Origin of the sequence: Marinobacter lacisalsi, from assembly GCF_042651045.1 — a bacterium.
Lineage (GTDB): Bacteria > Pseudomonadota > Gammaproteobacteria > Pseudomonadales > Oleiphilaceae > Marinobacter > Marinobacter lacisalsi.
Genome location: NZ_JBHSDI010000007.1, coordinates 30,252 through 55,665, shown reverse-complemented (window position 1 = coordinate 55,665; position 25,414 = coordinate 30,252). Strand labels below are relative to the sequence as shown.

The window sequence follows — 25,414 nt, the reverse complement described above, 5'->3', positions numbered from 1 at the left end:
GAGCGAGACATGAGAACAACAGAAAAAGTCTACTACGACGATCAATACCTGATGGAATGCCCGGCCCATATCAGCCGGCTGTACACGGAGGCCGTCGAACTGAACCGTACCGTGGCCTTTCCCGAAGGCGGTGGCCAGGAGGCGGACCACGGCGTTATTGAAACACCGGTGGGCGCCATCCGTTTCGAACAAGTCAAACGCATGTACGGGCTGCCCTGTAACATTGATGGCTTCCGGGGTGTCAAGACCGGCGGGGTCATACTGCACCTGGTGCACACCGATGATCTGCCGCTGCTGGCCAGGCTGGAGGTCGGCATGCCCGTTACCGTACGCATCAATGCCCTGCGGCGGGCAAAACTGACTCTGTCCCACACCGCCAGCCATTTCCTGTACGCCGCCGCGATTCATCACGACTACCATCTGGAAGAACAGACCATAGGCTGCCACATCAAGGAAACGTCGGCCCGATTCGACTTTCTCTCCGATGAAAAGTTTGACGGCGACAGCATCCAGCGAATCCAGAACGTGGCCAATTCTCTGATCGAGCAGGACCTGCCCATCGAACTGGGCAGCCTGCCGGAATGCCCGGACGCCCGTTACTGGCGTTATGGCGGCCTCGAGATTCCCTGTGGCGGAACCCATCTCGACCGCCCCCGCGCCATCGGGCCACTGACCGTACGGCGCAAGAATGTCGGCAAAGGCAAGGAGCGACTGATCTGTGAGTTTCCGCAGGCCGTTGCCGACGTCAGGCGGTATCACCAGGGGCTGGTCTGCGCATGAGTGAACGACTACCACCCAAGACCTATCTGTTCTTCGCGGCCCAGTCCATCAACCTCACCACAGCCGTCATGTCAGTGGCCATGGCGGCTATTGTGGGGTCGATGCTGAGCGATGATCCGGCCATGGCGACCATTCCCTACGGTTTCCAGTTTCTGTTCGTGATGCTGGTTACCTACCCGGCCTCGTGGTTCATGAGCCGTTTCGGCAGAAAGGCGGGCTTCCTGCTGGGCAACCTGAGCCTGGCGGTTGCCGGTGTTCTGGGCTTTATCAGCATCCAGGAAGGAGCCTTCTATTTGCTGGTAGCAGCTCACTGCGCACTGGGTGCCTTTATCGCCTTCGCCAATTTCTACCGCTTTGCGGCGGCGGACCACATTCCAACGTCGCTGAAGCCCCGGGCCATCTCGCTGGTAGTGGCCGGTGGTGTGCTGGCGGCTTTTCTGGGCCCCCTGATCTCCGACAACCTGCGGTCCGTGGTCGGGTACACGGACTTTGCCATCAGCTACGCCTTTTTCGTGATCCTGGCGCTGATTTCCATGGCAATCGTGCTGCTCATTCCCTCTGAACCACAGCCACAGAGTGAGGAACCCAAAACTGGCAGTGCGCGGGCAAGCTCTCTGTTCGAGCTGCTCAACAATCGGCAGATTGTCCTGGCCATCGCCATTTCCGCTCTGGGGTATGGCGTAATGAACCTGCTGATGGTGCAGGCGTCATTGCATATGAAGTCCATGTATACGGACTTTGGCGACCTGAGTCAGGCCATCCAGTGGCATGTGGTGGCCATGTTTGCGCCCTCCTTTTTCACCGGCAAACTGATTAGGCAGTTGGGGAACCACACGGTGCTCTACCTCGGCCTGGCGCTGTTGATTCTTAGCAGTGGCGTCAACCTGCTGGACCAGAGCTACACAACCACCGCTGCAGGACTGGTGTTGCTGGGGCTGGGATGGAATTTCACCTACGTCGGGGGCGGCGCCATGCTGACAACCCTGACCGGTTCCAACCCCGAGGCCATGAGAATCCAGGGTATCAACGATCTGTGCATCTCGGTTATGGCCACGGCGGGGGCCTTCCTGCCTTCCATACTGCAGTCATCCATCGGCTGGACGGGTACCAACACCCTGTGCATCGGGCTCAGCACCCTGGCACTGGTGATCACGGTCTACCTTCTGGCCGCCAGTGATCGCAAACAACTGGTGACAGGGGTATCGCGCCCATGACAGAACTCGCACGCTATAACGACCGTCTGTATACCAAGCTCGAACTGAACAGCCTCGGTGGCAGCCACAAGTACCGGGCCGCCCGACATATCGTGCAACGTGCCATTGAGCGGGGCGATATCGTTCCGGGGCATACCACCGTGATCGAAAAAACCGGTGGTAACTTCGGCTTCGGCCTGCTGGCGGCCTGCTACCGGCACGATGTGCAGGTTGACCTGGCGATTGGCCTGTCATTCAGCCCCCTGAAAAGGAAGCTGCTCGAATGTTTCGGAGCGCGCCTTATTGGCAAGGACATGCTCCGGCAGGGGCTGACACCCCGCGAGGTGGTTGAACACCACGTTCAGTGCCAGGAACAACTGGGCCGGCAGTACTACTACACCGACCAGTTCAACAACCTGGATGGGGTGGAGGCCCACCGCCTCAGCACGGGCCCCGAGCTCGCCGCCCAGCTTATTGAACAGGGCGTTGGCAAACGCATACTCTTCGTGGGCTGCGCCGGGACCGGAGCCAGCTTTACCGGCGTCACCCAGTCCCTCATCGACCATGGCTTCGATGTGGATGCGGTGCTGGTTGAGCCCGCTGAATGTGATATCCGCAAGGGTATCTTTGGTGACCACCGCCTGGAGGGAATGGCGGTAGGCGTGCCACCGCCCTTCCTGGACTGGTCGCTGGTCAATGAGGTATGTGCCGTTTCCCTGGAAGAGACGCTGGATGCCCAGCGGCATTTTTATAGGCACAATGGTATCCATATCGGCAATACGTCGGCCGGCTGCTTTGCAGTGGCAAAACAGCTGCTTGACCGGAACGACTACCAGGACAAGGTGGTGGTAACCATGGCCTATGACTCAGGGCTCTGGTACGCCGATATTCTCGAAGAGGCCGGGGAAGCTGTCTGAGCCCACTGGTGGAGGCCTTGCCGGGCATCGGGTGGTCTCCGACCACCACCTGCGGAAAACAGTCGGTTGCGCTGAAACCGATGACCATTTGAGCTATCGTAAGCGTATGGATACCAACGCCAAGCTTCGCAAACAGCTCAACCGTGACCTCGCTGACGCAAAGTCCTTCGAACAGTGGTACGACTGTGCCTGGAAGCTCGATGAACTTGACGGCAATCTCCAATGGCGCGAAGAAAGTGAAACGGAGATGCTCCACGAGCCGCTGATCCGTGAGCATATTCGCCTGATGCACAAGTACCGGCACAAGGGTGATCCCGCCACCCTCACCCGGGTACTCCAGGAAAGCCTCTACCGCCACCTCGGCGAACTGTCCAACCCGGACCTGTATGCCATGGCCCGCACCGGCACCAAGCATGTGGTAGCAGAGTTTCTGGACGAAGTCCGACGGGGTATGAACTACATCTGCGACAAGCCGCAGCCGGGCCTCTCCGTTGAACAGAAGCTGCAGCTGTTCCGCCGTGCCGAGAAGGTGTTCGGACGCCCGGCGCTGATGCTCAGCGGTGGTGCGGCCTTTGGCATCTACCACTTTGGCGTGACCCGGGCACTGTGGCGCCGGAACCTGCTACCGGATGTTATTGCCGGCTCCAGCATGGGCGCGATTGTCGCGGCTGCGATCTGCAGTCGTAACAACCGGGAACTGAACAGCCTGTTCGACAACCCGGAGCAGGTGCACCGCAACGCCCTGCGCTGGCACAGGCTTGGCGAGATATGGAGCAAGGGCCACGCCATGGACCAGGCCCGCCTGCACGACCATATCCGCACCAACATCGGCACCAGCAGTTTCCGGGAAGCCTTTGAGCACAGCGGCCGGGCCCTGAACATCTCGGTGTCCCCTACCCGCACGCGGCAGAAACCCCGCCTGCTGAATGAGCTGACCGCGCCGGATGTCACCATCGACTCGGCGGTACTGGCGTCTTGTGCGGTGCCGGGCATCTATCCCTCAGTGACCCTGCAGGGCCGGGACCATGGGGATGGCAGAAAAGGCAAAGAGGTACCGTACATGCCAACCGAAAAATGGATCGACGGCAGTGTTCATGGTGACCTCCCCCACCTGCGCATGGCCCGCCTTCACAATATCAACAAGACCATTGTCAGCCAGGCCAACCCCCACGTATTGCCCTTTATCAGCCAACGCTTTGATCAGGGACTTTTCGCCCCGTTCAGGCACGCGGCGTCCTCCCTGGTGCACGCCCATGTATCCACCCTGCTGGACCTGACGCGCAACACCTGGTCGTCGTCCATGGTCCGCCCCCTGATCGAACAGGCCCACTCCATGGCGACCCAGTCCTACCTGGGGGATATCACGATCCAGTTCCCCTTCCGACCCACCCTGTACCGGAAGGTCCTGGCCAACCCCAGCGCCGAGGACCTGGCCATGTACATCCACATCGGCGAGCATGCCACCTGGCCAATGATGGCCATGATCGAAGACCAGACCCTGGTCAGCCGGACATTCCGGGAGTGTATTGAACGCCTGAAACACAGGGCCGGGGCTGAACGGAGGCGGAGTGCCTGACCTGCACGCAACGCTGACACTATCGGGCCATTCAGTTGAAAGCGGGCCCGTGCCAGGCCGTTGCTGGAAGGCACCGCCCAAAGGCGGGGGATCCATCAGAATCGGAAATCGAAAGTGGCCAGACATCGAACCGCATTGAACACCCTGCATACAGGCATATTGCTGACCGGCATGGCATTGCTCTCGGGCCCGTGCCACGCCAGCCCTGGCATCAGGTCCGGACTGGAAACCATGGAGGTTGCCACCTATGAGCAATCGCCAACGCTTCAGCTATACCAGCGCTTTATCAAGGAAGCCTACCTGCGCCTGGGGATTACCACGCGGTATACCGACCTGCCCATATTGCGCGCCGCCTACTCCGCCAACGAGGGCAGGCTGGATGCCATTCTGATTGCGTCCACAGGTGCTGAAGCCGGCGCCGACAATATGGTACGGGTAGCCAACCCCCTGCCTGAAATGACCTTCCGGCTGGTGGCACGGGTCGATATGCCCGGTGAGACACTGCCAGCTGACCTCGGGCCATATAGCGTGGCCTATATTCACGGCATTCATCCCCTGGAGCGCCAGTTCGCCGATAAAAAGCAGACGCTGACAACCAACAGTAACATGGCGACACTGGCCGAGTTACTTGAACTGAAACGTGTCGACCTGGTGGCGTTACCCAGCCTGGAAGCCAATCTGCTGGTCCAGCGGCGCCAGGGACTCAAGGTGCTTCAGGAGCCCGTGTACACCTTCAGCGTTTTCCACTATGTCCACCAGAACCACAAGGATCTGGCCGCCACTCTGGCCGATACCTTCAGGAAGCTCAAGCACGATGGCTGTATGGAGGCCATCACCAGGGTGGTGATGAACAACGATCTGAACGCAAGCGACGATACCTTGCTGGACATCGTCAATGCACCGGACTACCAGCCCCTCTGCCCGGCGGCTTCAGATTAAGGCCACCAGTGAATGGATAGGCCGGATCACGCCCCGGTGGCCCAATGGCATGTCTGTTTTCGCGGGATACAAGGCGACTACCCTGGCGGGTAGCCGCCCTGCCTCGTCATGCAAACAAACGCGACCGGTCAGGCAGCGTGTTTCTGGGCAAACCAGTCTTTGGTGCCGCCCTCATAGTCATACACGTTGGTGAAACCTTCGTCTTCCAGCTTTTTGGCGGCTTTCGGCGATGCGTCGCAGTCGACATTGGCGCAATAAACAACGATCTTGCGCTCCTTGCTACCTGCAACCGCCTCCACCTGTTCAAGAAAAGAAGGTTCCTCTACCGGAATATTGATGGAAGTGCGGATGTGCTCGCGGTTGAATGCATCCCGAGGCAGCACGTTGATCAGAACGAAATCCTCGTGCTCGGTTTCGTTCATGGTCTTGAGGTCATCACGGCTGATGGTTTTCATGGTTGCCTCCTTGTCTGTCAGAAACGCGGGGCCACCGTATGAGACAGCAGAATTCACTCAACCCGGTGGCCCGTCAGATAAACGGGCCTTCGAGCTGGCCTCTACTACATGATCTACCATGGCTCTGACCCGCAGGATTTCAAGGGGCGCGATCAGTGCCAGGCCCCTGCTTGCGTCGATACATGGCATGGTCGGCGTGGGCGATCAAGGTATCGGCGTCCCTCCCATGATCCGGGTAAACCGACCAACCGATACTCGGAACGCTGCGTACACTGACTCCGCCTACTGCATACGGCAAGCTCAGGCTCGACAGAAGCTTTTCAGCCACCATACCGGCGTCTTCAGGCTGCTCGATACTCTCCAGCAATACCACAAACTCGTCACCCCCCAGTCGCGCTGCGGTGTCCACATCACGAATGCTCTGGCTCAGCGTGGTGGCCACGGCCTGTAGCAACTGATCACCAGCACCATGGCCGTAGCGATCATTCACGGTCTTGAAGTCGTTAAGATCGAGGAAAAGCACCGCCAGCCGAGTGTTATGGCGATGCGCACGCGCCAGTGCGATTTGCAACCGGTCCATGAACAGGGCCCGGTTGGGCAGCCCGGTAAGCTGATCATGCTGGGCCATATAGGTCATCCGGGCCTGCATCTCGATGCGCTCCGTGGCGCCGGCCAGCTGCACGGCGATGAACTGCAGCAGCTCACGGTCCTGGGTGGAATAGGTCGCCCCTGGCTCATCACTCAGCACCGTCAGGGCCCCGGACGCGCGTCCGGCCAGTTCCAGCGGTACCCCGAGGCAACTGAAGGGCGCCTCGCCGCAGGCCCCGGCCTGATTCAGAATCAGCGGTCGGCGGCAGGCGATGACGCGACGACAGACGCTCTCGGCCTGTTCGAACGGCAATGCGGTCATATCGCCACGCTTATTGGTTACAAAGGGGAATTCAATGCAGCCCGACATCGGGTCGCACCATGCGAGTGTGAGACTCCCTGCGGGCAGAAGCTCCTCCATCACTGGTTGCAGGCGCTCAAGCAGGGCGGGCAGCTCATTGCTTGCCGTGGCGGCTTCAGAAATGGCGTAGAGGGCCGCGCGCATGACCTCCCCGTGGCGCCGTTCAGTTACATCACGGGCAATCCCCACCCGGATGCCCTCCGCCTCCGACCAGCGCGCCGACCACATGATATGGGCGACCGTCCCATCCTTGCGCAGGTAACGGTTCTCGAAGTTCAGCAGGGGCTCGCCGCTCAGCACCCGGTTGACCGATGCCAGCGTTTTCTGGCGGTCCTGGGGATGCACGAAATCGAACATGGGCCTGCCGACCATCTCTGCGGGGGCATAACCGAAGATCCGCTCACCGGCGGCACTGATATAGCGCAGGTAGCCGTCCTCATCGACAACGCAGACGGCGTCCAGGAGCAGGTCGGTAAAACTGGCAAGGTGAGGATGCTCGTACGGCTTCATTTATCAATTATATGGGTTTACCCAGCATAAGCGAATGCCTGTTCTGGCCTGCAAGGACGAGCAAGGGCTAACGGGCACCTGAAATGAGCTGAAAGAAACCGACCTTCGTAAGCATCCACAGACTGCACAACCACCAAGTGGAGAAACAGGCGGATGACAACCATCATTGCTGGCATCTCGGGTGCAATCGGCAAGGCCCTGGCAGAACGCTACCTCGACGACCAGGCCGGGCAGCCGCTAATCGGTCTATGCCGTCATCCGGATCAGGTGCCTGAGCCCATTCGCGGTCATGAGAGCGTCACCTTGTTGCCATGGCAGGCCAACGTACCGTTGAGCGAGTCAGTCGCGGAGCGTTTGCAGCAGGCCCTGGCGCCGTCTGGAAAAGTCAGCAATCTGATCTATGCGGCAGGCCTGCTGCATGACGAGCAGATGTTTCCGGAGAAGCGACTGGAGGACCTGGACCCGGACAGTATGGCCAGGGCTTTTCAGGTCAACTGCGTCGGGTTCGGGATGCTGGTGCAGGCCCTGGCGCCCGGGTTTCGCGGCCAGCATCTGACACGGGTCGCTGCCATCTCAGCCAAGGTCGGCTCCATCTCGGACAATCAGTTCGGTGGCTGGTATGCCTACCGGTGCTCAAAGGCGGCCCTGAACATGCTGGTCCGGAACCTGTCGATCGAGCTCCCTCGGCGCTACGCCCCCCTTACCTGTGTCGCCCTTCATCCGGGCACCACCGAGTCACCGTTAAGCGCGCCTTTCGGCCAGTCATTGGCAAAGCTGACGGTGCACAGGCCGGAAGAAACCGCCCGGAACCTGCACGACATCCTGGGTAGCCTGTCAGAAGCCGACAATGGCCGGTTCATCAGCTGGGATGGTACCGACCTGCCCTGGTGAACACGTCACAGGGGAGCATGGCACGTCAGGGGCGCTCGGTTTCGCCCCTGACGTCCCCGTCGGCCTCAAGCTCACGCCTGAGCAGGCGGGCGTTTCGCATATTGGCCTTGTACATCACGTCAAAGACATCCCCCAGAATGGGCACGGAACCGACGGTCGCATCCAGCAGGATATTCTTGATCATATGGGCCTTGACCCGCTTGCTGGCCCCCGCCCGCTGGCTTTCCAACAGAACGTAACCCGACAGCAGAAACCCGGTGACATCCCCCACCACAGGGACCAGTCCCAGCAGGCCATCCAGCCCGAAGGTCACCCGGGTAAAGGGTATGCGAACAGAACTGTCCATCAGTCGACTGAACCGTTCGATACGACGCAGGGACGCCGCCCGCCGCCGGGCCACCTCGGTTGCCGGTCCGTCTGCACTCATACGCCAATACCCATCCATCGGGTGCTACCAGGCATCGTCAGAGGAACCATCAGGCCGGCGCCAGCACCTGTTGGTCAAGCTCCCGGGTCAGCGCTGGCGGCAACTTCAGCGCGGCGGCAAGCTGCTCCAGCCAGGCCCGTTCCATCGGATTCTGGTCATCAATAATCACGGCACTGACCAGGTACATTTCCCGGGCGGCCTGAGGGGAGTCAGCCTGTCGTGCCAGCACGGATGCATCCAGGGGCTCGTCGAACTGCTGCTGGATCCAGGCCTGCAATTCCTCATCCGGCCCGAGCTCCTCGATTTCCCGGGATAACAGGGCGCGCTCGTCGCCATCGATATGTCCGTCGGCCCGGGCCGCCATGATCATGGCCTGCAGGATCTCCAGGCCTCTTTGCTCTTCTGCCTGCCCCTGCAACTGTTCCAGTGGCTGCCCCTGCCGGTCCTCCGGGGGGTGGGCCGGGCCGGCGGTTCCCTGCTGGTAGCTCTGGTAGGCTTTCCACGCCAGTACACCAACGCCAGCCAGGGCCCCGTACTTGAGGGCCTTGCCGCCCATCTTGCGGCCGCGCTTCGAGCCAACCATTAACCCCAGGGCGCCGCCACCCAGCAGGCTCTTGATATCCACGCCACCGGACGAACCTTCCTTCCCCTTCAGCTGTGAGGAAAGACTTTCGACTACACGGTTGACGTCCATACCGCTGCCGGAGCCTTTACCGGAAGACTGCCCGGACGCCTGATTGAGCAACTGATTCAGAATCGACGATACGTTCATGGAATGTTATTCCTCTCTGCCACAGATGCAGGCAAAACCTTGACCTGCCTACGATGAGTCTAGCCGGATGGCCGATTTCGCTGCATTAATCCGGCGTTACGCCATGGTCATCAATAATCCACCGGCCAGCTTTCGGCCCCCTTTGCCCAAGGGCCTGCGATCAGGCAATGGAGTCCACTACCCCGCCATCGACCCGCAACGCCGCCCCGGTGGTGGCGGAGGACAGTGGTGACGCCACGTACACCACCAGATTGGCCACCTCGTCCACTTCCGCCGGGCGCTGGATAATGGAACTCGGCCGCATGGCCTTCACGAAGTCGATACCCGCCTGCTCAAGACTCTTGCCGGATTTCTCGGCGGATTCCTCAAGCAAGCCTTGCACCCCTTCGGACATGGTCGGGCCCGGCAGAACCGCGTTTACCGTCACCCCGGTGCCCGCCATGCGCTTGGCCAGCCCGCGGGACACCGACAGGTTGGCGGTCTTGGTAAACCCGTAATGGATCATTTCCCTCGGGATATTCAGGCCGGATTCGGAAGAGAGAAAGATCACCCGGCCCCAGCCGTTTTTCTCCATGCCCGGCAGGTAGGCCCGGGACAGGCGAACGCCGGACATCACATTCACATCGAAGAAACGCTGCCACTGTTCGTCAGTCACATCGAAGAAATCTTCCGGCCCGAAGATGCCGAGGTTATTGACCAGGATGTCAGCGGCTGGTTCCGCGTCCACCAGGGCCTGACAGCCATCCGCCGTGCCCAGATCGGCGGCCACACCACGTACGGTGGCCTCAGGCGCGCTTTCCCGCACTTTGGCAATGGCGGCCTCCACCGCCTCCTGTTTGCGACCATTCACCACCACGGTAGCGCCGGAACCGGCCAGCCCCCGGGCGATGGCCAGACCGATGCCCTGGGTGGAACCAGTGACGATGGCCACCTTGCCCTGAAGATCAATATTCATAATAAGTCCTCTCTGATGAAAAAACGGTATCCCCGATAAGCTTTGTCCACTCTAGCCTGCTCTCTTGCCACAAGCGATACGTCAAGGTTCCCCCCGGGATTTTCAAGCCTGGCAAATTGTTATAACATAACACTTCGCTAACCAGTGCGCAGAGACCTCCCCCATGCAACTCTCTCCCATTACGGCCGTTCCCACCAATATCATCACCGGCTTCCTCGGGGTGGGAAAAACCACAGCCATTTCCCATCTGTTGCAGCATAAGCCGGACGGCGAGCGTTGGGCGGTGCTGGTCAACGAGTTCGGGGAAGTGGGGGTGGATGGCAGCCTGTTCCAGGGGCTCCACGGCGAAGACGGCGGCGTCTATGTGCGTGAGGTTCCGGGTGGCTGCATGTGCTGCACCGCCGGCCTGCCCATGCAGATCGCGCTGAATCAGTTGCTGGCAAGGGCCAGGCCCCACCGGCTGCTGATTGAGCCCACCGGGCTGGGCCATCCGGAGGAAGTTCTGCGGACACTGGCGGCCGAGCACTACCGGGACGTGCTTGCCATCCAGAAAACCGTCACCCTGGTGGACGCCCGCAAGCTGGCGGACACCCGCTATACCGGCCACGCCACCTTTAACCAGCAGATTGCCATCGCCGACGTGGTGGTGGGCAACAAACAGGATCTGTACGGGGAGGACCAGAAGCAGCAGTTGGAAACCTACGTTCGGAACAAAGGGTCATCCGGTGCAGTGGTCGATTTTGTCACTGGCGGAGCCATTGACCCCCGTTGGCTACTGGGTCCTACCGCCGCACCATTAACGGCGAACCTCCATCCGCACCAGCGGGACCAGAGTGAAGCAACGGCGGGCGAGCCCCCACTGCCCGCCAGCGGCTATCTCAGTGCCACCAATGAGGGCGAGGGATACCGGAGTATCGGCTGGCGCTTTGAGGCGACACGGGTATTCGATTACCAGAAGCTGTTCAGCTTTCTGACCGGCCTGGAGGCCGAACGCATGAAGGCGTTCTTCATTACCGATCGCGGCGTCTTCGGCTATAACCTGACCAGCGACAGCCTCACTGAAATACCGCTGGATGACGCCCTTGAAAGCCGGATCGAAATCATTGCGCCGCAGTTGGATGAAGGTCTGGAAAGCCAGCTTCTGGCCTGTGTCGGTCCGGATCGGTAGGCAACGATCGGCTACCCGCCACTTACCATTGAGAGCCGAAGATGCAGGTACCGGCCTTGCCGTCCAGGATGGCAAGTGCATCTTCCAGCCGCCCGATGCCACTGGTCCCTCCGCTACTGGCAAAGTCGAGGGCAGCGGCCAGCTTGGGGCCCATGGAGCCAGCAGGCAGTTCCAGTTTCTCTGCTTCGGCAATGGTCAATTGATGGATAGCGGTGGCGGTGTCTTTGCCAAAGTCCCGGTAGATGGCATCCACATCCGTAAGCAGCAACAGCGCGTCGGCGTCCAGCTGGCGGGCCAGCAGGGCGCTGGCGGCGTCCTTGTCGATCACTGCCTCCACACCGATCATGCTGCCATCATCGCGACGCAGAACCGGTATACCACCCCCACCGGCACAGATAACGACAACCTGCTGGTCCAGCAGCAACCGGATCACCCGCATATCGGGGATTTCCAGGGGCGTCGGTGAAGGCACCACCCTGCGCCACTTGTCCCCGTCCCGGGCGATCTGCCAGCCTGCCGCCTCGGCCCGGGCCTCGGCTTCCTCCCTGTCGTAAACCGGCCCGACAAATTTGGTCGGATTGCGGAAGGCAGGATCGTTGCTGTCTATCCGTACCTGGGTCAGCAGGGTGGCAACAGCCCGGTCATGGCCAAGGGCGTTTTCCAGCTCCTGCTCGATGATGTAGCCGATCATGCCTTCGGTCTCCGCCCCCAGCACATCCAGCGGGTAAGCCTCCTCCGGCTTATAGGCGGCTCCCTGCAGCGCCAGCAGACCGACCTGGGGTCCGTTGCCATGGGTAACCACCAGCTGGTGCCCGGCACGGACAATGGCTGCCAGCGATTCCGCCGCGGTCTTTACATTGGCCCGCTGGGCCCCGGCAGTCAACGGCTCGCTGCGACGCAACAAGGCATTGCCACCAAGGGCTGCTACCACACGCATATCGTTCCTCCGTCAGGCGCCAAGGGTGGCCACGAGCACCGCCTTGATGGTGTGCATCCGGTTTTCCGCCTGGTCGAAGACAATCGACGCCGGGCTTTCGAACACCTCGTCCGTGACCTCCATGGCATCAATGCCGAACTCGGCCTGGATGTCCTTGCCGACGGTGGTGTCGGTGTTGTGGAACGCGGGCAGGCAATGCATGAATCTGGCCTGTGGGTTACCGGTTCTCTCCATCAGCGCGGCATTCACCTGGTAGGGCTGCAATAGCCGGATCCGCTCGGCCCACTTCTCCTTGGGCTCGCCCATGGAGACCCAGACGTCGGTATAGACAAAATCGACACCGGCCACGGCCTTGTCGATATTGTCGGTAATCATGATTCGGGCGCCGGTCTCGCTGGCCAGGTCCCGCGCCTCCTGCTGGATCGCCTCGGCAGGCCAGCAGTCTTGCGGGGCACACAGGCGCACATCCATGCCCATCTTGGCACCGCCGATCAGCAGGCTGTCCCCCATGTTGTTGGCGGCATCGCCGATGAACACGAACGACACGTCCCGCAGGGGCTTTTCCACGTTTTCCTGCATGGTCAGGAAGTCCGCCAGGATCTGGGTGGGGTGAAACTCATTGGTCAGGCCATTATAGACCGGCACCCCCGCATACTGCGCCAGCTCTTCAACCACCGCCTGGCCGAAGCCCCGGTACTCGATGGCGTCATAGACCCGGCCCAGCACCCGGGCGGTATCCTTGACCGACTCCTTGTGACCAATGTGGGTGCCCGTCGGGCCCAGATAGGTGACCCGGGCGCCCTGGTCAAACGCGGCCACCTCAAAACCCACCCGGGTCCGGGTGGAGTTCTTCTCGAAGATCAGCGCAATGTCCTTGCCCTTCAGCAATGGCACTTCGGTACCGGCGTATTTGGCGGTTTTCAGGTCGGCGGAGAGTTTGAGCAGAAAGCCGATTTCCCGGGGCGAAAAGTCCCGCAAGGTGAGAAAATGCCGGTTCTTGAGATTGAAAGCCATAATACGGTTCCTTCCCTGTCAGATCGCGTCTCGAATGGTGGGACAACTCATGCAGCGGCCGCCGCCCCGCCCCCGGCCCAGCTCGGCGCCGGGAATGGCCAGCACCTCGATGCCGGCCGCTTCCAGGGCGGCGTTGGTGTCATCGTTACGGTCATAGCCAATCACCACCCCGGGGCTCAGGGCGAGCACGTTGTTGCCGTCGTTCCACTGCTCCCGTTCACGCTCGGCGGGTGTTTCGCCACCGGTGGCCACCACCTCCAGCGATGGATAACCCAGCACCTCCGCCACCACCTCAAATAACGGGCGTGGGTCCTGGTGAAAGGAGAGATGCTTGTCCCCCTCCCCCGGACGCATGTCGTAGCAGATCACTTCATCGGCCACTTCCTTGAACGCCGTTACCACATTGCCGCCACAGAAGGTGAACACCGTATCCAGGTGCATGGCCGAGCGGGTCCTGGGCAGCTGGCAGGCAATGACCCGGTCAGCGGTGCCGTTGGCAAAAAGGGCTTTTGCCAGCTGGCCAATGGCCTGGGGTGAGCTGCGTTCACCCATGCCCACCAGGACCGTGCCATTGCCCACCGGCATGATATCGCCCCCTTCCAGGGTCGCCAGACCGTGGTCCTGGAGCGGGTCGCCCCAGTGCACGTTCACCTTGCCGGCAAACACCGGGTGAAAGCGGTAGATCGCGCTCATCAGCAGGGTTTCCGGCTGGCGGGCGGCCCAGTACATGGGGTTCAGGGTGACGCCCCCGTAGATCCAGGCGCTGTTGTCCCGGGTAAACAGGAAGTTGGGCAGAGGGGGCAGCACGAAACCGTGTGGCCCCAGGTGGTTGCCAAACAGGCCGTCAGGGGCGAAGGGCAAGTCGCCCACTTCCAGCCCGCCAATCAGGAATTCCGCCAGGCGCTGCCCGGGCAGCTCGTCCATCCAGGCCCGCAGGTCAGACACCATACCCACACCAATATGATTCCAGGTAATGCGGTGGTCCAGTATCCAGCGCCGGGCCTCCGGAATATCGAGGGTAGCCGCCAGCAGGTCGTTGACGTCGAGTACGTCCACGCCGCGGTCCCGCATCAGCCCGGCAAATACATCATGGTCCTTCTGCGCCTGCTTGACCCAGAACACGTCGTCGAACAACAACGCATCGCAGTTGGTTGGCGTCAGTCTCCGATGGGCCAGCCCCGGCCGACAGACAATCACCTGTCGCAGGGTGCCCGTCTCCGAGTGAACGCCCAGGGTGAGTTCGGTCATATCAGGTCTCCTTTACCGCACGGTCAGAGAAACGCGCCGATACTGATCACCACAGTGATGAACACCGTGAGAATCAGCAGCAACGGCCAGATAAACACCAGCCAGCGGTCGTAGGAAACACGCCCGATGGCCAGCCCCCCGACGACCACGGCGAAGGTCGGGTTGATCAGGTTCACCAGCCCGTTGGCAGACTGGTAGGCAGTCACCACCAAGTCACGCCCCACATTGGCGAAATCGGCCAGGGGGGCAAGAATCGGCATGGACAGCACAGCGAGCCCGGAGGAGGATGGCACAAAGAAACTCATCCCCACTTCCAGCCAGAACATCACGTTGATAAAGGCCAGCTCCGGCAGGCCCCCGAGGGTGGTCTCGGCGCTGTGCAGAATGGTGTCGGCAATCATGCCCTGCTCCATGATCACCACAATGCCCCGGGCCAGACCGACCACCAGGGCGACCCCCAGCAGGTCCCGGGCACCGTCCACAAAGCTGCCGGTCAGTTTTTTCTCACCCAGCCGGGCAATGATCCCGATGACGATGGCGGCACCAAAAAACAGGGCACCCATCCGCGCCATCCACCAGCCCTGGGACGAGACGCCCCAGATCATCACCACGAACGTGAGTGCAAAGATGATCAGGGCAACCTTCTGGGTGCCAGTGAGTTCAACATTCTCCAGCTCATCGTGGCCCTGAAGGAACAGCTTTCGGTGGGCATCCCACTGCCTTGCCACCACCGAGCGGGAGGGGTCGGCCTTCACCCTGCGGGCATAGCGCATGACGTAGGCAGCGCAGATGATGAGGCCCCCGACCAGCAATACAAAGCGCAGCACAATCCCGTCTGTAAACGGAATTTCGGCGGCATTGGAGGCAATCACCGTGGCAAACGGATTGATGGTGGACCCCAGCACACCGATACCGGCACCCACCAGAATGATGGCAACACCGGTAACGGCGTCATAACCCGCTGAAATAATGACCGGAATCAGAATGGCATAGAAGGCCAGGGTTTCCTCGGCCATGCCGTAGGTGGTGCCCCCCAGCGCGAACAGGGTCATGAGGATCGGTATCATCCAGATCTCCCGCCCCTCCAGCCGGTGCATGGCACTGCGAATGCCGGTATCGATGGCCCCGGTGGCATTCATGACGCCCAGAAAACCACCAAGGAACAGAACGAACAGCGCCACATCAATGGCGTTGGCCACGTAGCTGTCGGGGTCATAGAAGCCGGCCGTGGGCGCCAGCATGACATCGACAAAGCCCTGGGGATTCGGCTCTACGGTTTCATAAGTGCCGGGCACGGCCACTTCCCGCCCGACCTCCTCGTTCATGGCCCGCTCGTACTGCCCCGCAGGAATGATCCAGGTCAGGGCCGCGACCAGAATGATTAACAGAAACAGGATGGTATAGGCGGTTGGGAAGCGTGTTGCGAGGTCGTCTTCCGGATTGGCTGAGGCTGATTTTTCTTCCGACACGGTTATTCTCCTTTCCCACGTCGCTGTTCGAACTCTCTTTAGTCAGTATCTACCCGACACCCCCGGACAGAAATTGATCAGAAACAATTCTGCGAACGTTTTCTTTTTCAGCAGCAACGGATACGCACCCGGAATTACAGACGCTAACGCGTCACGATGCAGATCGGGATCTGGTGTGCGGAACGTTCGGGACGACCTGAACGCCGGACCAAAAAATCATGACCCGCTGAGTAAACCTTCTGTATCAATGTAACAGAGTAGAGATAGGCACAAGACCAGTCCTCGCCACCCATCGACACAACTGGCGACGCTGCCTTTATGGTTAAAGGGTGTTAACAATGATTGGCTGTCAGTTTGCCGCGCCTGATCGGGCCAGCACGGAATAGGCTGTGGACCAGCGCGATGGTGCCGCCTAGTGGCTAATATGACGTTCGTTATACCAGGACCTGAAGGCCTCGGGAGCCAGCGGTCTGGCGATGGCAAAGCTCTGCGCCTCATCGCACCCCAACTGGCACAGTATTTCCCTCATGGAAGCCGGCTCGAAGCCTTCGGCCACCGTCTGGTACCCCATACCATGGGCGAGGTCGATGATGGCCTTCAGCATCTTCACCTGGGATTCCTGCCGCTTTCTGCTGCGTGATGAGCTGAATACCCGGTCAATCTTGATGATGTCCGCCGGCACGTTCACCAGGTAGGCAAGGCTGCTGTAGCCTGTACCAAAATCATCGATCGCCAGGCGGATACCCGCCCCCGAGAGTGCCCGAAGCTGCTTGCGAACGGCCCGGCTGTTGCCCACCAACGCGCTTTCCGTCAACTCAAGCTCAAGGGCATTCGGAGGCATATCGTATAGCTCCAGGCGCCTGATCAGCCGCTCCGTAAAGCCCGCCTGCTCAAAGTTCGAGGCCATCACATTGGCCGATACCCGCAGTGTCACACCCTGATCGGCCCAGGCGGCCGCCTGGGCAATGGCGGCGTCAAGCACCCACTCCGTCAGTTGCTTGGCCATGGGCGTATTTTCGACAAGGGGAATAAACTCCGCAGGCGGAACATCGCCAAATTCCGGGTGCCGCCATCGCAACAGGGCCTCGGCGCCAACACATTTACCTGAATCCAGGGCAATACGGGGCTGGAACACCAGGCGAAGCTGGTCGCTCCCGTTCTGAAGCAAACGGTGCATATCGTTCAGTAACTGGAAGTGCCGTTGCTGCTCGCTGTCCATGGAAGGTGTGAAGGTGGCCACCGGGGATTCCCGCCATCGCGCACTCTGGCATGCACTCTCGGCGAGACGGATAACATCATCCGCCGAGGTGCGTGCCGGAAAGAACGAGGTGATGCCAATACGGGGTCGAACGATGATAGCCAGGTTGCTCCACAGTGACAGCCGGCTCAGTTGGCGATGCAGTTGCCTCATTTCTGCCTGCACCCGCTGTTGGTCATCCGTCTCCCGCAGGAAAAGGTACTGGCAGGCACCGACACAGTAGAGGGTGTGGTCGGGGCCCAACAACATGTTCAGCATTGTGGTCAGTTGCCAAGCGCCTTCCCGGGCAAGCCTGTCAACCTGGCTGCCTCCCAGTACCCGTGTGACGGTATCCAGCTCAACCACACTGCCCAGTTCAACAAAAATGGCGTGGTGCTGCATGGCAGGATGTTCCCTGGCGAGGTCCTGCAGGTCGTCGCTGAACTGGCTGCGGTTAGGTAACCGCGTTACCGGGTCAATGCGGCCAAGGGCATGCTGCAGCTCGATCTGCGCCATGACCATGGCACTGAGATCCAGCAGGCTGTTGAGTTCGTCCCTGGATGTGGTGCGTGGCTCCGGGCCCAGCACGCACAGGGTGCCAAGCGTGTAGCCGTCGCGGGTGGTCAGCGGAGCACCGGCATAAAACCGCATGCCCAGCTTGGCCTGAGGGCTATCGCGGTAACACTCGGTGGCCAGGAAATCTTCAATCACCGTCAGGTCCGAACTGGCCGAGACGTCACTACAGGGGGATTTCTGGCGGGGAAGCTCGGTCAGTTCGGTACCCACTCGGGACTTGAACCATTGCCGGTCCTCGTCCGTTAGTGACACAGCGGCCACAGGCAGACCAAATACTTTTTTGGCCATACGGGTGATGCGATCGAATGCCTCGCTGGGCGCCGTGTCCAGTATATTCAACTGGCGCAGGGTATAGAGCCGTTGGCGCTCGTAATCCGACATGGGAGCTGTCCCGTCCCCGCACACATTCAGACGACTTTATACCGGGCGAAGGACTGTGCAGAAATAACCACAAGTGGGCCTTACCCAAAGCGTAGACGAGACTCCCGACTCATGCCCGGGCAAGCAGGGGATAGAGGGTATTATGGCCACGCTGTCGTGCGGCAGTTCACTCAGCCCGGCTCCGACCCGCAAAACCGAACCTTCCAGCCCATTTGCACCGAAGGCCCCTACTTCTTTGCCAAGGGGCTGGTAGCCCGGCGCGTGACCGAAGGCCTGCTGTGGCTGGAACGGGCATCCGGTGTAGAGGCGGGTCGCCTAACCTCGTCAGTATCTCGGGTTTACGCGAACACCGGAAGTCTCAATCCGCCAATAAATCATCGATATCCACATCTAATGTTTCAGCCAGTGCTTTCAGCACCCTGGCGGAACCGGACTTGTTACCTGCCTCTATCTGGCTAATGTAGGACTTACCAACACCGGCTTCTCTCCCCAGCGCCTCTTGGGTAATACCGCGATACTCGCGCCAGATTTTCAGCGGATGCTCTTCACCGGAGATCAGTTTCTCAACCATCTCGGCCGGTATGACTTCATCATCACCGTTGTCCAGCTCTCGCCTCGCTTCTCGGGCAGCCTCAAGATCCTGGGCATCTTCCGCCAGCTCGAGCAGCTTCAGGTATTCGTCGTAGGGCAATACCGCATATTCCGGCCTACCTTCACGCTCAATGATTTGCGCACTCATTTGTAAACATCTCCCCTGGAGCCAACTTTCAGTACCAGAACGACCAGCTCTCCGTCGTCAATACTGCATATCGCCCGGTAGCTGCCGAGTCTCAGGCGCCAATATGGCTCCCCTTTCATGGGTTTCCAGTCGCCCTGATAGGCATATGGGTTCTGTGCCATTGTTTTCAGTTCCCGCTGGAGTTTTTCAGCCTGTGGTCGCGGCATTTTCCGCATCGCTTTCAGCGCTGATTTCTTGTAGGTCAGCTTGTGCATGACAGGAGTTTACTTTCAATGTTTACCAATAGCCAACTTTCGGAACGCAAGTCCGGTGGCTCCATCGGGCTAATCTAGCCCTGTCGTAAAGGAACAACGTAACCTCATAACCGACACAGCAATAAACCTCGGGTATAATTCCGGAAAACAGATCAGGGAGAGATCGCTTGCTGTTGCTTCTGGCCAAGTTTACCGCGCTGTTCCTTTGCGTCCTTTACCTTCACCGCTCACGTAAACCCGGCGTTGCTGCCCTGCTTTATGCGGCGTTGTCGCTTTGCGTTTCCTTTGCGCTCTGGCCGGCCCAGATGCAGGCAACGTCCATTATTGGCCTGGCCGGCCTGACAGTGGGCTTCTTTTTCGACCTGGGGACCGCCGGCCTGGTTTTCCAGTTAATGACCCGTTACGGGGCCCGGATGACGGTGTTCTACAGCTCCCTTGTAGTGGGCGTCGCCATCAACCTGATTGGCCAGCACTGGATCTTCCAGACCACTACGGGCAGCAATGACAGTCACCCCGGACAGGCTCCCGCGCCACGACAGGCCACCCACCTGACCTATCCGCCGCATGTCTGGTCCCATCACCGGACGCTAGCCATTTCCGCGGAAGCTTGTGCCGGACGCGGTCTGGCGGGGCTCCATGCGCTTGATTTCACTTCCGTAGCCCGTAGCGGCACCTATCTGTACGGCAATTCCGGCGCTAACCGGGCCGTCGTGAAGTGCGTGGAGCAGGACGAGGGCAATTCCTTTGTCTACGTGCTTGTGGCCGGACCTGACAAGGCCGTGGTCGAGCAACTCAGAAACCAGCTGGCCAGGAGCCTTTAATGACCCAGTCAAAGAACAAGTTTTCAATGAAGAGCGCCGCCCTGGCGCTGGCAGGAGGCCTGGCGTTAACCGTGATAGCAATCCACTACGGGTCTGGAAAAGGCCCGGAACAGCTTCGCTCTGAGAACCTGCGCATTCCCGCCCAGCTGGACGGTGATTACATTACCGCCCTGACTTACGACCCCGGCACCGCTCAGATCGTAACGGGTTTCGAGTCCGGCCACGCCGCCAGCACCGACCTGCAGGGTAAGGCCGCTGTGGTTCACGGGCACGAATACCGTGTGGATCACGTGGCCGTCAGCCATGACAGTAACCTGTTGGCCACCTCGGCTTCGGAAACCGTGATCTGGGACCGTGAAACCGGCGAGAGCCTGGCAACCCTGGAAAATTTCCACGGCCCCGCGGTCTGGGGCCAGGGCGCCGAAGCGTTGTTCGTGATCGAAAGGAGCTCGGTACGGATATACGACCTTACCAACAAGCGCTTCCATTCTGTCGACGCGCGCTGTGACGGATCCGCCATGGCCATCGCCCTGGACCCGACCAACAAGGTGCTGGCCGCCGGCTCCAGCACAGGACGGATCTGCCTGTGGAAGGTACTGGAAACAGACGATTTTCGTGGCCTGGACCTGATAGCGGAAAGCAACGATGCCAGCCGCAAGAACCACGTGAAGGCTCTGCGTTTTGCCAATAACGGAAACGAGCTGCTGGTAGCCACCGCATCCGGGGGCATCCAGCGTTTCTCAGTACCGGACCTGGCGCTGAAGCAAGCCAAGCTGCCTCAGCTGACCACGATTACCAATGCCGACTTCCTCAACACCGAATCAGGCGCCGTTGCCCTCACCGGTCGTATCCGGCACTGGGATGGTGAGGAAGACTATTTTGTCGAAGTCTTCAACCTCACCACCGGCGCCTCGGAAATACTGAAGGCCAAGACCAGCACCATGAACCATCTCGCCTGGCTGCCGGACAGCCACCAGCTGATCGTCGGTAATGTGAGCAAGTACCTGGTTCTGGATGTGCCGGCGGGGTTCTGGTGAACATTCTGGTCGGGTAAACAGATCCGCTTGTTTTTCTTACACTGACACTCACCTTCCCGGTTGAGCAGCCGAAAAACACCTCGACGAATGAAAAGGGGCGAAGGTCCCGCTTTGTTCAAAAGTACGTGATGTCGTGAGACGTGGCGGCTTTCAATAGTTTGGTCCAGACTAGAAATTGAATGGGAGTTTCAATTTCGAGAGTACGTCGGGGGCCAGCCATGATATGGATGCATGGAGAGTATCGCCGGCATTTGCGATCTGGGATCAGGGTCCCGGTAGTTCTGAAGTATGCCAATCACACCGTTGAAACCGATACTCTGAACATATCGGCCAGCGGGTTACGCCTGAAAAGGCCGGAGCAGGTGTATATCCGCCCCGGTGAAGTGATTGACGTCGATTTTCGCGACGATCCCGCCATGAAGGTCGAAGCGACGGTGAGGCACAGCGGCAAGTCCCACATTGGCTTGCAGTTCGATCGAAAACGCTTCACTGACAACGAACTGAGCAACCTCTATGGTGCGGCCCCCGCCTGGCAACGCCTGTCGGCCAGAAGCAAGCGCGCCCTCTGGAAAAACAGCCGCCGGTTTGCGGTTTTTCTGGCCAATACCTGGCTGCGCCCCGTCATTCACACCCTGGCCAGACCGCATTTTGTGTTTGCGGTGTACGGTAACCAGCAACAGGCCGGGTCCTATTTTACGCCCCGCATGGCGCAGCGCATGCCGCCCAACCTCGTGCTCGGTTTCATTCGCAATCAGGACATGCGCGGCCTGCTGGTGGCGTCGCAGTTTCTGGAGCATGAGCTGGAGGAAGATTCCGAAAAGGTACGCCTCTACATCGATCAGTTGCGCCGGGACTACCCCAACGTCCGGCAGATCGCCCTGGTCGGCCGGCTTCCCAACTTCGTGATGAAAGCCGGTATCGATATTACCGAACCCCTGGTGGAAGGCAGCCTGGGAACCCGGTACATGATCTGGGATGTGGCGCGGCAAATGCGTGAACGTCCCCAGTACTGCCAGCAAACCAGCATTGTCGTACTCGGTGGCGCCGGGCGCATCGGTAATGCCGTGTGCCAGGATCTCACCACACTGTACGACAAGGTGATCGGATTTGATCCCCGCTATAAAGAAGACACGGAAATAGCCACCGATGGTGGCACGATACTACGAACCTCCTCGGTGGCCCATCTACAGGACGAAAAACTCTACATTGGTTTAACCCAGCATGGTGACGCCATACTGGAGCTTCAGCAGCATATGAGCCCGGGTGCCCTGATCGCGGATGACACCCACCCCTGCATCAGCCTGGCCGCACGCGAGAGCCTTCAGGAAAGCCAGATCGCGGTGGAAAAGGTTGTGCTTTCCCACGAGGAATTCCTGATGTGGCCACGCATGCCATCCTGGAGCAACCGGGATATTCCAGGGTGTCTGGTCGAAGCCCTGGTTCTGCTTCGCCGGCCGGGTGTCGCAAAAGGCGAATTTGCCGCCTTTTGCGAGGAAGCCGAGTTCCTCGGCTTTACCGGCCGCCTGATCAGCCCCCTGGACGAATAGGATGAACAGGAATGGGCCATGATAAAACGCAACCTGGCGGCAGCGGGGTTATTGGCGATATCCCTTCTTTTCACCCTCACCACCAGCGGTAAGGAGCTGACGGTTCGGGAAGACGCGGGCCATTACCACCTGAACAGTCACATCGAGTACATTCTGGACGGTGAACGGCCCCTTGATGAGCTACTGCAGCGGGGACAGTGGCGGAATAAAAACGATGACAGCGTACTCAACCTTGGCTTCACCAACCAGTCCGTGTGGATCAGAGCCTCACTGACCATCCCGGAGCCCCTGACCCGCCAGTGGTACCTGGTGATTCCCTACCCGCTTCTGGAAGAGGTGGATCTCTATATAGCCCGGGACAACCAACAACCGGCCATCTACACCAGTCGCCAGCAAACCGAAGATCAGCGAGACCAGGCTCGCAGTTACCAGGTCGCCCTGCCGTTACCCCGTAACCTGGATGGACAGGTGGACCTGTTCCTGAAGGCGCGGTCAGCGACGTCGCTGCAGGTGCCGGTCGAGCTGTGGCGCGAGGACCACCTGCTGCTTCGGTTTTCACTGGTCAGTCTTTATTGGGGGGCCTATTTCGGCGTTCTGTGTGCGCTGGTGATCTACAACCTGTTCCTGTTTATTTCCCTCAGGGACCTGGCCTACGGCTATTACGTCCTGTACATCGGCTCGATCAGCCTGCTGATGCTCTGTATCTCCGGGGTCGGAAGTGCCTGGATCTGGGGCGGACAGCCGTTGCTGCCCCGATATGCCCTGCCCATCAGCACCGCACTCGTGTCTCTCTTTGCCCTGCTATTCGCCAGGAGCTTTCTGAAATGGCAGGACATTTCCCTTCGCTGGGATCGCAGCATGAAAATTGCGGCCGGACTGGCCGGGCTGCTGATTTTCTACACCTGGGCCAATCCCATACACGGGGCCATGTTAGCGGGGCTGCTGGGTACCCTGGTGATTGTACTGCTCATTGCGGTGGGGGTGGCCGGGCTGAAGGCCGGCGTGGCCATAGCCCGCTATTTCGTGCTGGCCTGGACAACCTTTGCCCTGGGGGCCTCGCTGTATTTACTGAGCGTCTTCGATCTTCTGCCGGTAAACCTCGTCACCAAACACTCCATGCAAGTTGGCTCCGTCGCTGAGGTGCTGCTGCTGTCCTTTGCCCTGGCCCATCGCATCAAGGATGAACGGGCACGCAAGCTGGCAGCTTTGCGTAAACAGCAGATGGCTGAGCGACAGGTCCGGGACCTGGAAATGCAATCCCTGGAACAGGCCATGCACGACTCGACCACCCGGATGCCCAATGCCTCCCTGCTCAATCAGCATTTACAAACCATGATGAGCCGAAAGCAGCGGGTCGCCCTCACGCTGGTCCACTATCCGCAGGTCAAGGATATTGCCTCGAGCATGGGCCACCGGCTGGCAGAAGAGGTGTTCTGTCAATTGATGGAAAAACTCAACCGTACGCTGGCGGGGCTGGATGGTGTGGTCTGTCTGGAAAGCCGCCAGTCCGCTTACATTGCAATTCCGGAATTCGGTTCAGCAGCCTTCGTGGTTGACCTCGAGCTTTTCGAGGGCCCCATGGAGCCCTTTATCGAACAGGTGGTGGGCAATCATGAGATTTCGGTTCATGCCGTCAGACTGCCGGTATTCATGAATCTGCACTGCGGTGTGGCTATTGCACCGGAGCATGGCGACAGCACGGAAATCCTGTACCAGCATGCCTCGGCGGCACAGGACCGCAGCCAGTCAAGCAAGGTTCCAGTGCAGGTGTATAACAACGAGATCTCCGATTTTGCACGGCGCCGCCTGGACCTGGTGACCGCACTGCCGCCAGCCATCCGGGCCGGCGAACTGGAGCTTTACCTGCAACCACAGATGAACAGCACCGGTCAGGAACTGGTGGGTGCGGAGATGCTACTACGCTGGCACAGCCCGCGCTTTGGGCCGGTGCCCGCCGGAGAAGTGATCGATATCGCTGAAAACGCCGGGCTGATGGATCTACTGTCACGCCATGTCGTGACTGAGGCCTGGCAAACCATGAAGATCCTGCGGGAACGACAGCTGAACATTCCCTGCAGCATTAACCTGTCGGTTCAGAATCTTACAGACAGCCATTTTGTGACCTTTGCGCTGGCGGGGATCAGGGAACACGCCATTCCAATGAATCGCGTGATTTTCGAGGTAACGGAGACTTCCATGATGCACAACATGGATGCGGTGATCGGGTCCCTGCTGCAGATTGCCAACAGCGGCTGCAGGGTAGCCCTGGATGACTTTGGTACGGGCTACTCCTCCCTGGCCTATCTGAGCCGCCTGCCGATCCACGAGCTGAAGATCGATCGCTGCTTCGTAAGCCAGATGAGCTCCAGTCAGAATGATCTGGGCATTGTACAGAGCACCCTGAAACTGGCCCACACCCTCAACCTGGAAGCCGTCGCCGAAGGCGTGGAAGACACCAGGACCATGGAGCTACTCAGCCAGTTGGGCTGCCACCGGCTGCAGGGTTACCTGTTTGCCAGGCCGATGCCTCTGGACACATTCTGCGACTGGGCCACGGCCCTATCGACCAGTTGACAGGACATACCACCACGGGCGCCCCCAGAGACTGGCCTGGTGACCTCA

23 protein-coding genes are annotated in these 25,414 nt (G+C 59.9%); 11 read left to right on the top strand and 12 right to left on the bottom strand.

What is annotated here, in order from left to right:
* The first annotated feature begins 9 nt into the window (after positions 1–9).
* The 5 genes from ACFOZ5_RS03830 to ACFOZ5_RS03810 all read left to right on the top strand — a co-directional run bounded on the left by ACFOZ5_RS03830 (position 10) and on the right by ACFOZ5_RS03810 (position 5,405).
* Entirely contained in the window at positions 10–780 is a 771-nt protein-coding gene (locus ACFOZ5_RS03830; RefSeq protein ID WP_379885525.1) for an alanyl-tRNA editing protein, read from the top strand.
* Entirely contained in the window at positions 777–1,994 is a 1,218-nt protein-coding gene (locus tag ACFOZ5_RS03825; RefSeq protein WP_379885524.1) for an MFS transporter, read from the top strand. The genes ACFOZ5_RS03830 and ACFOZ5_RS03825 overlap by 4 nt, the downstream gene beginning before the upstream one ends.
* Positions 1,991–2,890 (top strand): PLP-dependent cysteine synthase family protein, encoded by a 900-nt coding sequence (locus ACFOZ5_RS03820; protein ID WP_379885523.1) that lies wholly within the window; start codon positions 1,991–1,993, stop codon positions 2,888–2,890. The genes ACFOZ5_RS03825 and ACFOZ5_RS03820 overlap by 4 nt, the downstream gene beginning before the upstream one ends.
* Positions 2,891–2,978: 88 nt before the next feature.
* Positions 2,979–4,466, top strand: a complete 1,488-nt coding sequence (locus tag ACFOZ5_RS03815; protein WP_379885522.1) for a DUF3336 domain-containing protein — start codon at positions 2,979–2,981, stop codon at positions 4,464–4,466.
* Positions 4,467–4,580: 114 nt separating this feature from the next.
* Positions 4,581–5,405: a hypothetical protein gene (locus tag ACFOZ5_RS03810; protein ID WP_379885521.1), complete on the top strand. Its 825-nt coding sequence runs from the start codon at positions 4,581–4,583 to the stop codon at positions 5,403–5,405.
* Positions 5,406–5,533: 128 nt separating this feature from the next.
* On the opposite strand, the gene ACFOZ5_RS03805 is transcribed toward ACFOZ5_RS03810, so the two are convergent.
* Positions 5,534–5,860, bottom strand: a complete 327-nt coding sequence (locus tag ACFOZ5_RS03805; protein WP_379885520.1) for a rhodanese-like domain-containing protein — start codon at positions 5,858–5,860, stop codon at positions 5,534–5,536.
* 139 nt (positions 5,861–5,999) lie between these two features.
* Positions 6,000–7,319: a diguanylate cyclase domain-containing protein gene (locus tag ACFOZ5_RS03800; RefSeq protein ID WP_379885519.1), complete on the bottom strand. Its 1,320-nt coding sequence runs from the start codon at positions 7,317–7,319 to the stop codon at positions 6,000–6,002.
* Positions 7,320–7,472: 153 nt separating this feature from the next.
* Between ACFOZ5_RS03800 and ACFOZ5_RS03795 the strand changes: the two genes are divergently transcribed.
* The gene (locus tag ACFOZ5_RS03795) at positions 7,473–8,210 is read left to right on the top strand and encodes an SDR family NAD(P)-dependent oxidoreductase (RefSeq protein WP_379885518.1); all 738 of its coding nucleotides are present in this window, start codon (positions 7,473–7,475) and stop codon (positions 8,208–8,210) included.
* A gap of 25 nt (positions 8,211–8,235) precedes the next feature.
* Here the strand turns inward: ACFOZ5_RS03795 and ACFOZ5_RS03790 are convergent, their stop codons facing one another.
* From ACFOZ5_RS03790 to ACFOZ5_RS03780, 3 genes are all read right to left on the bottom strand, one after another.
* Positions 8,236–8,637, bottom strand: coding sequence for a DUF4112 domain-containing protein (locus ACFOZ5_RS03790; RefSeq protein ID WP_379885517.1), 402 nt, complete (start codon positions 8,635–8,637; stop codon positions 8,236–8,238).
* Positions 8,638–8,686: 49 nt separating this feature from the next.
* On the bottom strand, positions 8,687–9,409 hold the full coding sequence (locus ACFOZ5_RS03785) for a tellurite resistance TerB family protein (protein ID WP_379885516.1): 723 nt from the start codon (positions 9,407–9,409) through the stop codon (positions 8,687–8,689).
* Positions 9,410–9,569: 160 nt separating this feature from the next.
* Complete coding sequence (locus ACFOZ5_RS03780; RefSeq protein WP_379885515.1) at positions 9,570–10,364, bottom strand: SDR family NAD(P)-dependent oxidoreductase; 795 nt, start codon at positions 10,362–10,364, stop codon at positions 9,570–9,572.
* A gap of 163 nt (positions 10,365–10,527) precedes the next feature.
* Here ACFOZ5_RS03780 and ACFOZ5_RS03775 point away from each other — a divergent pair, with 163 nt between their 5' ends.
* On the top strand, positions 10,528–11,532 hold the full coding sequence (locus ACFOZ5_RS03775) for a CobW family GTP-binding protein (protein ID WP_379885513.1): 1,005 nt from the start codon (positions 10,528–10,530) through the stop codon (positions 11,530–11,532).
* 22 nt (positions 11,533–11,554) lie between these two features.
* Here ACFOZ5_RS03775 and arcC read toward each other — a convergent pair whose 3' ends face one another.
* From arcC to ACFOZ5_RS03740, 7 genes are all read right to left on the bottom strand, one after another.
* Positions 11,555–12,469: a carbamate kinase gene (gene arcC, locus ACFOZ5_RS03770; protein WP_379885512.1), complete on the bottom strand. Its 915-nt coding sequence runs from the start codon at positions 12,467–12,469 to the stop codon at positions 11,555–11,557.
* 12 nt (positions 12,470–12,481) lie between these two features.
* Complete coding sequence (argF, locus tag ACFOZ5_RS03765; protein WP_379885511.1) at positions 12,482–13,483, bottom strand: ornithine carbamoyltransferase; 1,002 nt, start codon at positions 13,481–13,483, stop codon at positions 12,482–12,484.
* Positions 13,484–13,501: 18 nt separating this feature from the next.
* Positions 13,502–14,731 (bottom strand): arginine deiminase, encoded by a 1,230-nt coding sequence (locus ACFOZ5_RS03760; protein ID WP_379885510.1) that lies wholly within the window; start codon positions 14,729–14,731, stop codon positions 13,502–13,504.
* A 23-nt stretch (positions 14,732–14,754) separates the two neighbouring features.
* Positions 14,755–16,200 carry a YfcC family protein gene (locus ACFOZ5_RS03755; RefSeq protein ID WP_379885509.1) on the bottom strand — a complete coding sequence of 482 codons (1,446 nt, stop codon included), beginning with the start codon at positions 16,198–16,200 and terminating at the stop codon, positions 14,755–14,757.
* Between the two features lie 412 nt (positions 16,201–16,612).
* The gene (locus ACFOZ5_RS03750; protein ID WP_379885507.1) at positions 16,613–18,394 is read right to left on the bottom strand and encodes a sensor domain-containing diguanylate cyclase; all 1,782 of its coding nucleotides are present in this window, start codon (positions 18,392–18,394) and stop codon (positions 16,613–16,615) included.
* Between the two features lie 358 nt (positions 18,395–18,752).
* Entirely contained in the window at positions 18,753–19,133 is a 381-nt protein-coding gene (locus ACFOZ5_RS03745; protein ID WP_379885506.1) for a helix-turn-helix domain-containing protein, read from the bottom strand.
* The gene (locus tag ACFOZ5_RS03740; protein WP_379885505.1) at positions 19,130–19,387 is read right to left on the bottom strand and encodes a type II toxin-antitoxin system RelE family toxin; all 258 of its coding nucleotides are present in this window, start codon (positions 19,385–19,387) and stop codon (positions 19,130–19,132) included. The genes ACFOZ5_RS03745 and ACFOZ5_RS03740 overlap by 4 nt, the downstream gene beginning before the upstream one ends.
* A 167-nt stretch (positions 19,388–19,554) precedes the next feature.
* Here ACFOZ5_RS03740 and ACFOZ5_RS03735 point away from each other — a divergent pair, with 167 nt between their 5' ends.
* From ACFOZ5_RS03735 to ACFOZ5_RS03720, 4 genes are all read left to right on the top strand, one after another.
* The gene (locus ACFOZ5_RS03735) at positions 19,555–20,208 is read left to right on the top strand and encodes a hypothetical protein (RefSeq protein WP_379885504.1); all 654 of its coding nucleotides are present in this window, start codon (positions 19,555–19,557) and stop codon (positions 20,206–20,208) included.
* Positions 20,208–21,245 (top strand): WD40 repeat domain-containing protein, encoded by a 1,038-nt coding sequence (locus ACFOZ5_RS03730; RefSeq protein WP_379885502.1) that lies wholly within the window; start codon positions 20,208–20,210, stop codon positions 21,243–21,245. Before ACFOZ5_RS03735 ends, ACFOZ5_RS03730 begins: the two co-directional genes overlap by 1 nt.
* A gap of 251 nt (positions 21,246–21,496) precedes the next feature.
* Positions 21,497–22,792, top strand: a complete 1,296-nt coding sequence (locus ACFOZ5_RS03725; RefSeq protein WP_379885501.1) for a PilZ domain-containing protein — start codon at positions 21,497–21,499, stop codon at positions 22,790–22,792.
* A gap of 18 nt (positions 22,793–22,810) precedes the next feature.
* A complete protein-coding gene (locus tag ACFOZ5_RS03720) occupies positions 22,811–25,366 on the top strand; it encodes an EAL domain-containing protein (RefSeq protein ID WP_379885500.1) in 2,556 nt (851 codons plus the stop codon).
* Positions 25,367–25,414 lie beyond the last annotated feature (48 nt).

Coding starts and splice junctions, on each gene's coding strand:
- ACFOZ5_RS03830 (WP_379885525.1), top strand. CDS start 10: ATGAGAACAACAGAAAAAGTCTACTACGACGATCAATACCTGATGGAA.
- ACFOZ5_RS03825 (WP_379885524.1), top strand. CDS start 777: ATGAGTGAACGACTACCACCCAAGACCTATCTGTTCTTCGCGGCCCAG.
- ACFOZ5_RS03820 (WP_379885523.1), top strand. CDS start 1,991: ATGACAGAACTCGCACGCTATAACGACCGTCTGTATACCAAGCTCGAA.
- ACFOZ5_RS03805 (WP_379885520.1), bottom strand. CDS start 5,860: ATGAAAACCATCAGCCGTGATGACCTCAAGACCATGAACGAAACCGAG.
- ACFOZ5_RS03800 (WP_379885519.1), bottom strand. CDS start 7,319: ATGAAGCCGTACGAGCATCCTCACCTTGCCAGTTTTACCGACCTGCTC.
- ACFOZ5_RS03795 (WP_379885518.1), top strand. CDS start 7,473: ATGACAACCATCATTGCTGGCATCTCGGGTGCAATCGGCAAGGCCCTG.
- ACFOZ5_RS03790 (WP_379885517.1), bottom strand. CDS start 8,637: ATGAGTGCAGACGGACCGGCAACCGAGGTGGCCCGGCGGCGGGCGGCG.
- ACFOZ5_RS03785 (WP_379885516.1), bottom strand. CDS start 9,409: ATGAACGTATCGTCGATTCTGAATCAGTTGCTCAATCAGGCGTCCGGG.
- ACFOZ5_RS03780 (WP_379885515.1), bottom strand. CDS start 10,364: ATGAATATTGATCTTCAGGGCAAGGTGGCCATCGTCACTGGTTCCACC.
- ACFOZ5_RS03775 (WP_379885513.1), top strand. CDS start 10,528: ATGCAACTCTCTCCCATTACGGCCGTTCCCACCAATATCATCACCGGC.
- arcC (WP_379885512.1), bottom strand. CDS start 12,469: ATGCGTGTGGTAGCAGCCCTTGGTGGCAATGCCTTGTTGCGTCGCAGC.
- argF (WP_379885511.1), bottom strand. CDS start 13,483: ATGGCTTTCAATCTCAAGAACCGGCATTTTCTCACCTTGCGGGACTTT.
- ACFOZ5_RS03760 (WP_379885510.1), bottom strand. CDS start 14,731: ATGACCGAACTCACCCTGGGCGTTCACTCGGAGACGGGCACCCTGCGA.
- ACFOZ5_RS03750 (WP_379885507.1), bottom strand. CDS start 18,394: ATGTCGGATTACGAGCGCCAACGGCTCTATACCCTGCGCCAGTTGAAT.
- ACFOZ5_RS03745 (WP_379885506.1), bottom strand. CDS start 19,133: ATGAGTGCGCAAATCATTGAGCGTGAAGGTAGGCCGGAATATGCGGTA.
- ACFOZ5_RS03740 (WP_379885505.1), bottom strand. CDS start 19,387: ATGCACAAGCTGACCTACAAGAAATCAGCGCTGAAAGCGATGCGGAAA.
- ACFOZ5_RS03730 (WP_379885502.1), top strand. CDS start 20,208: ATGACCCAGTCAAAGAACAAGTTTTCAATGAAGAGCGCCGCCCTGGCG.
- ACFOZ5_RS03720 (WP_379885500.1), top strand. CDS start 22,811: ATGATAAAACGCAACCTGGCGGCAGCGGGGTTATTGGCGATATCCCTT.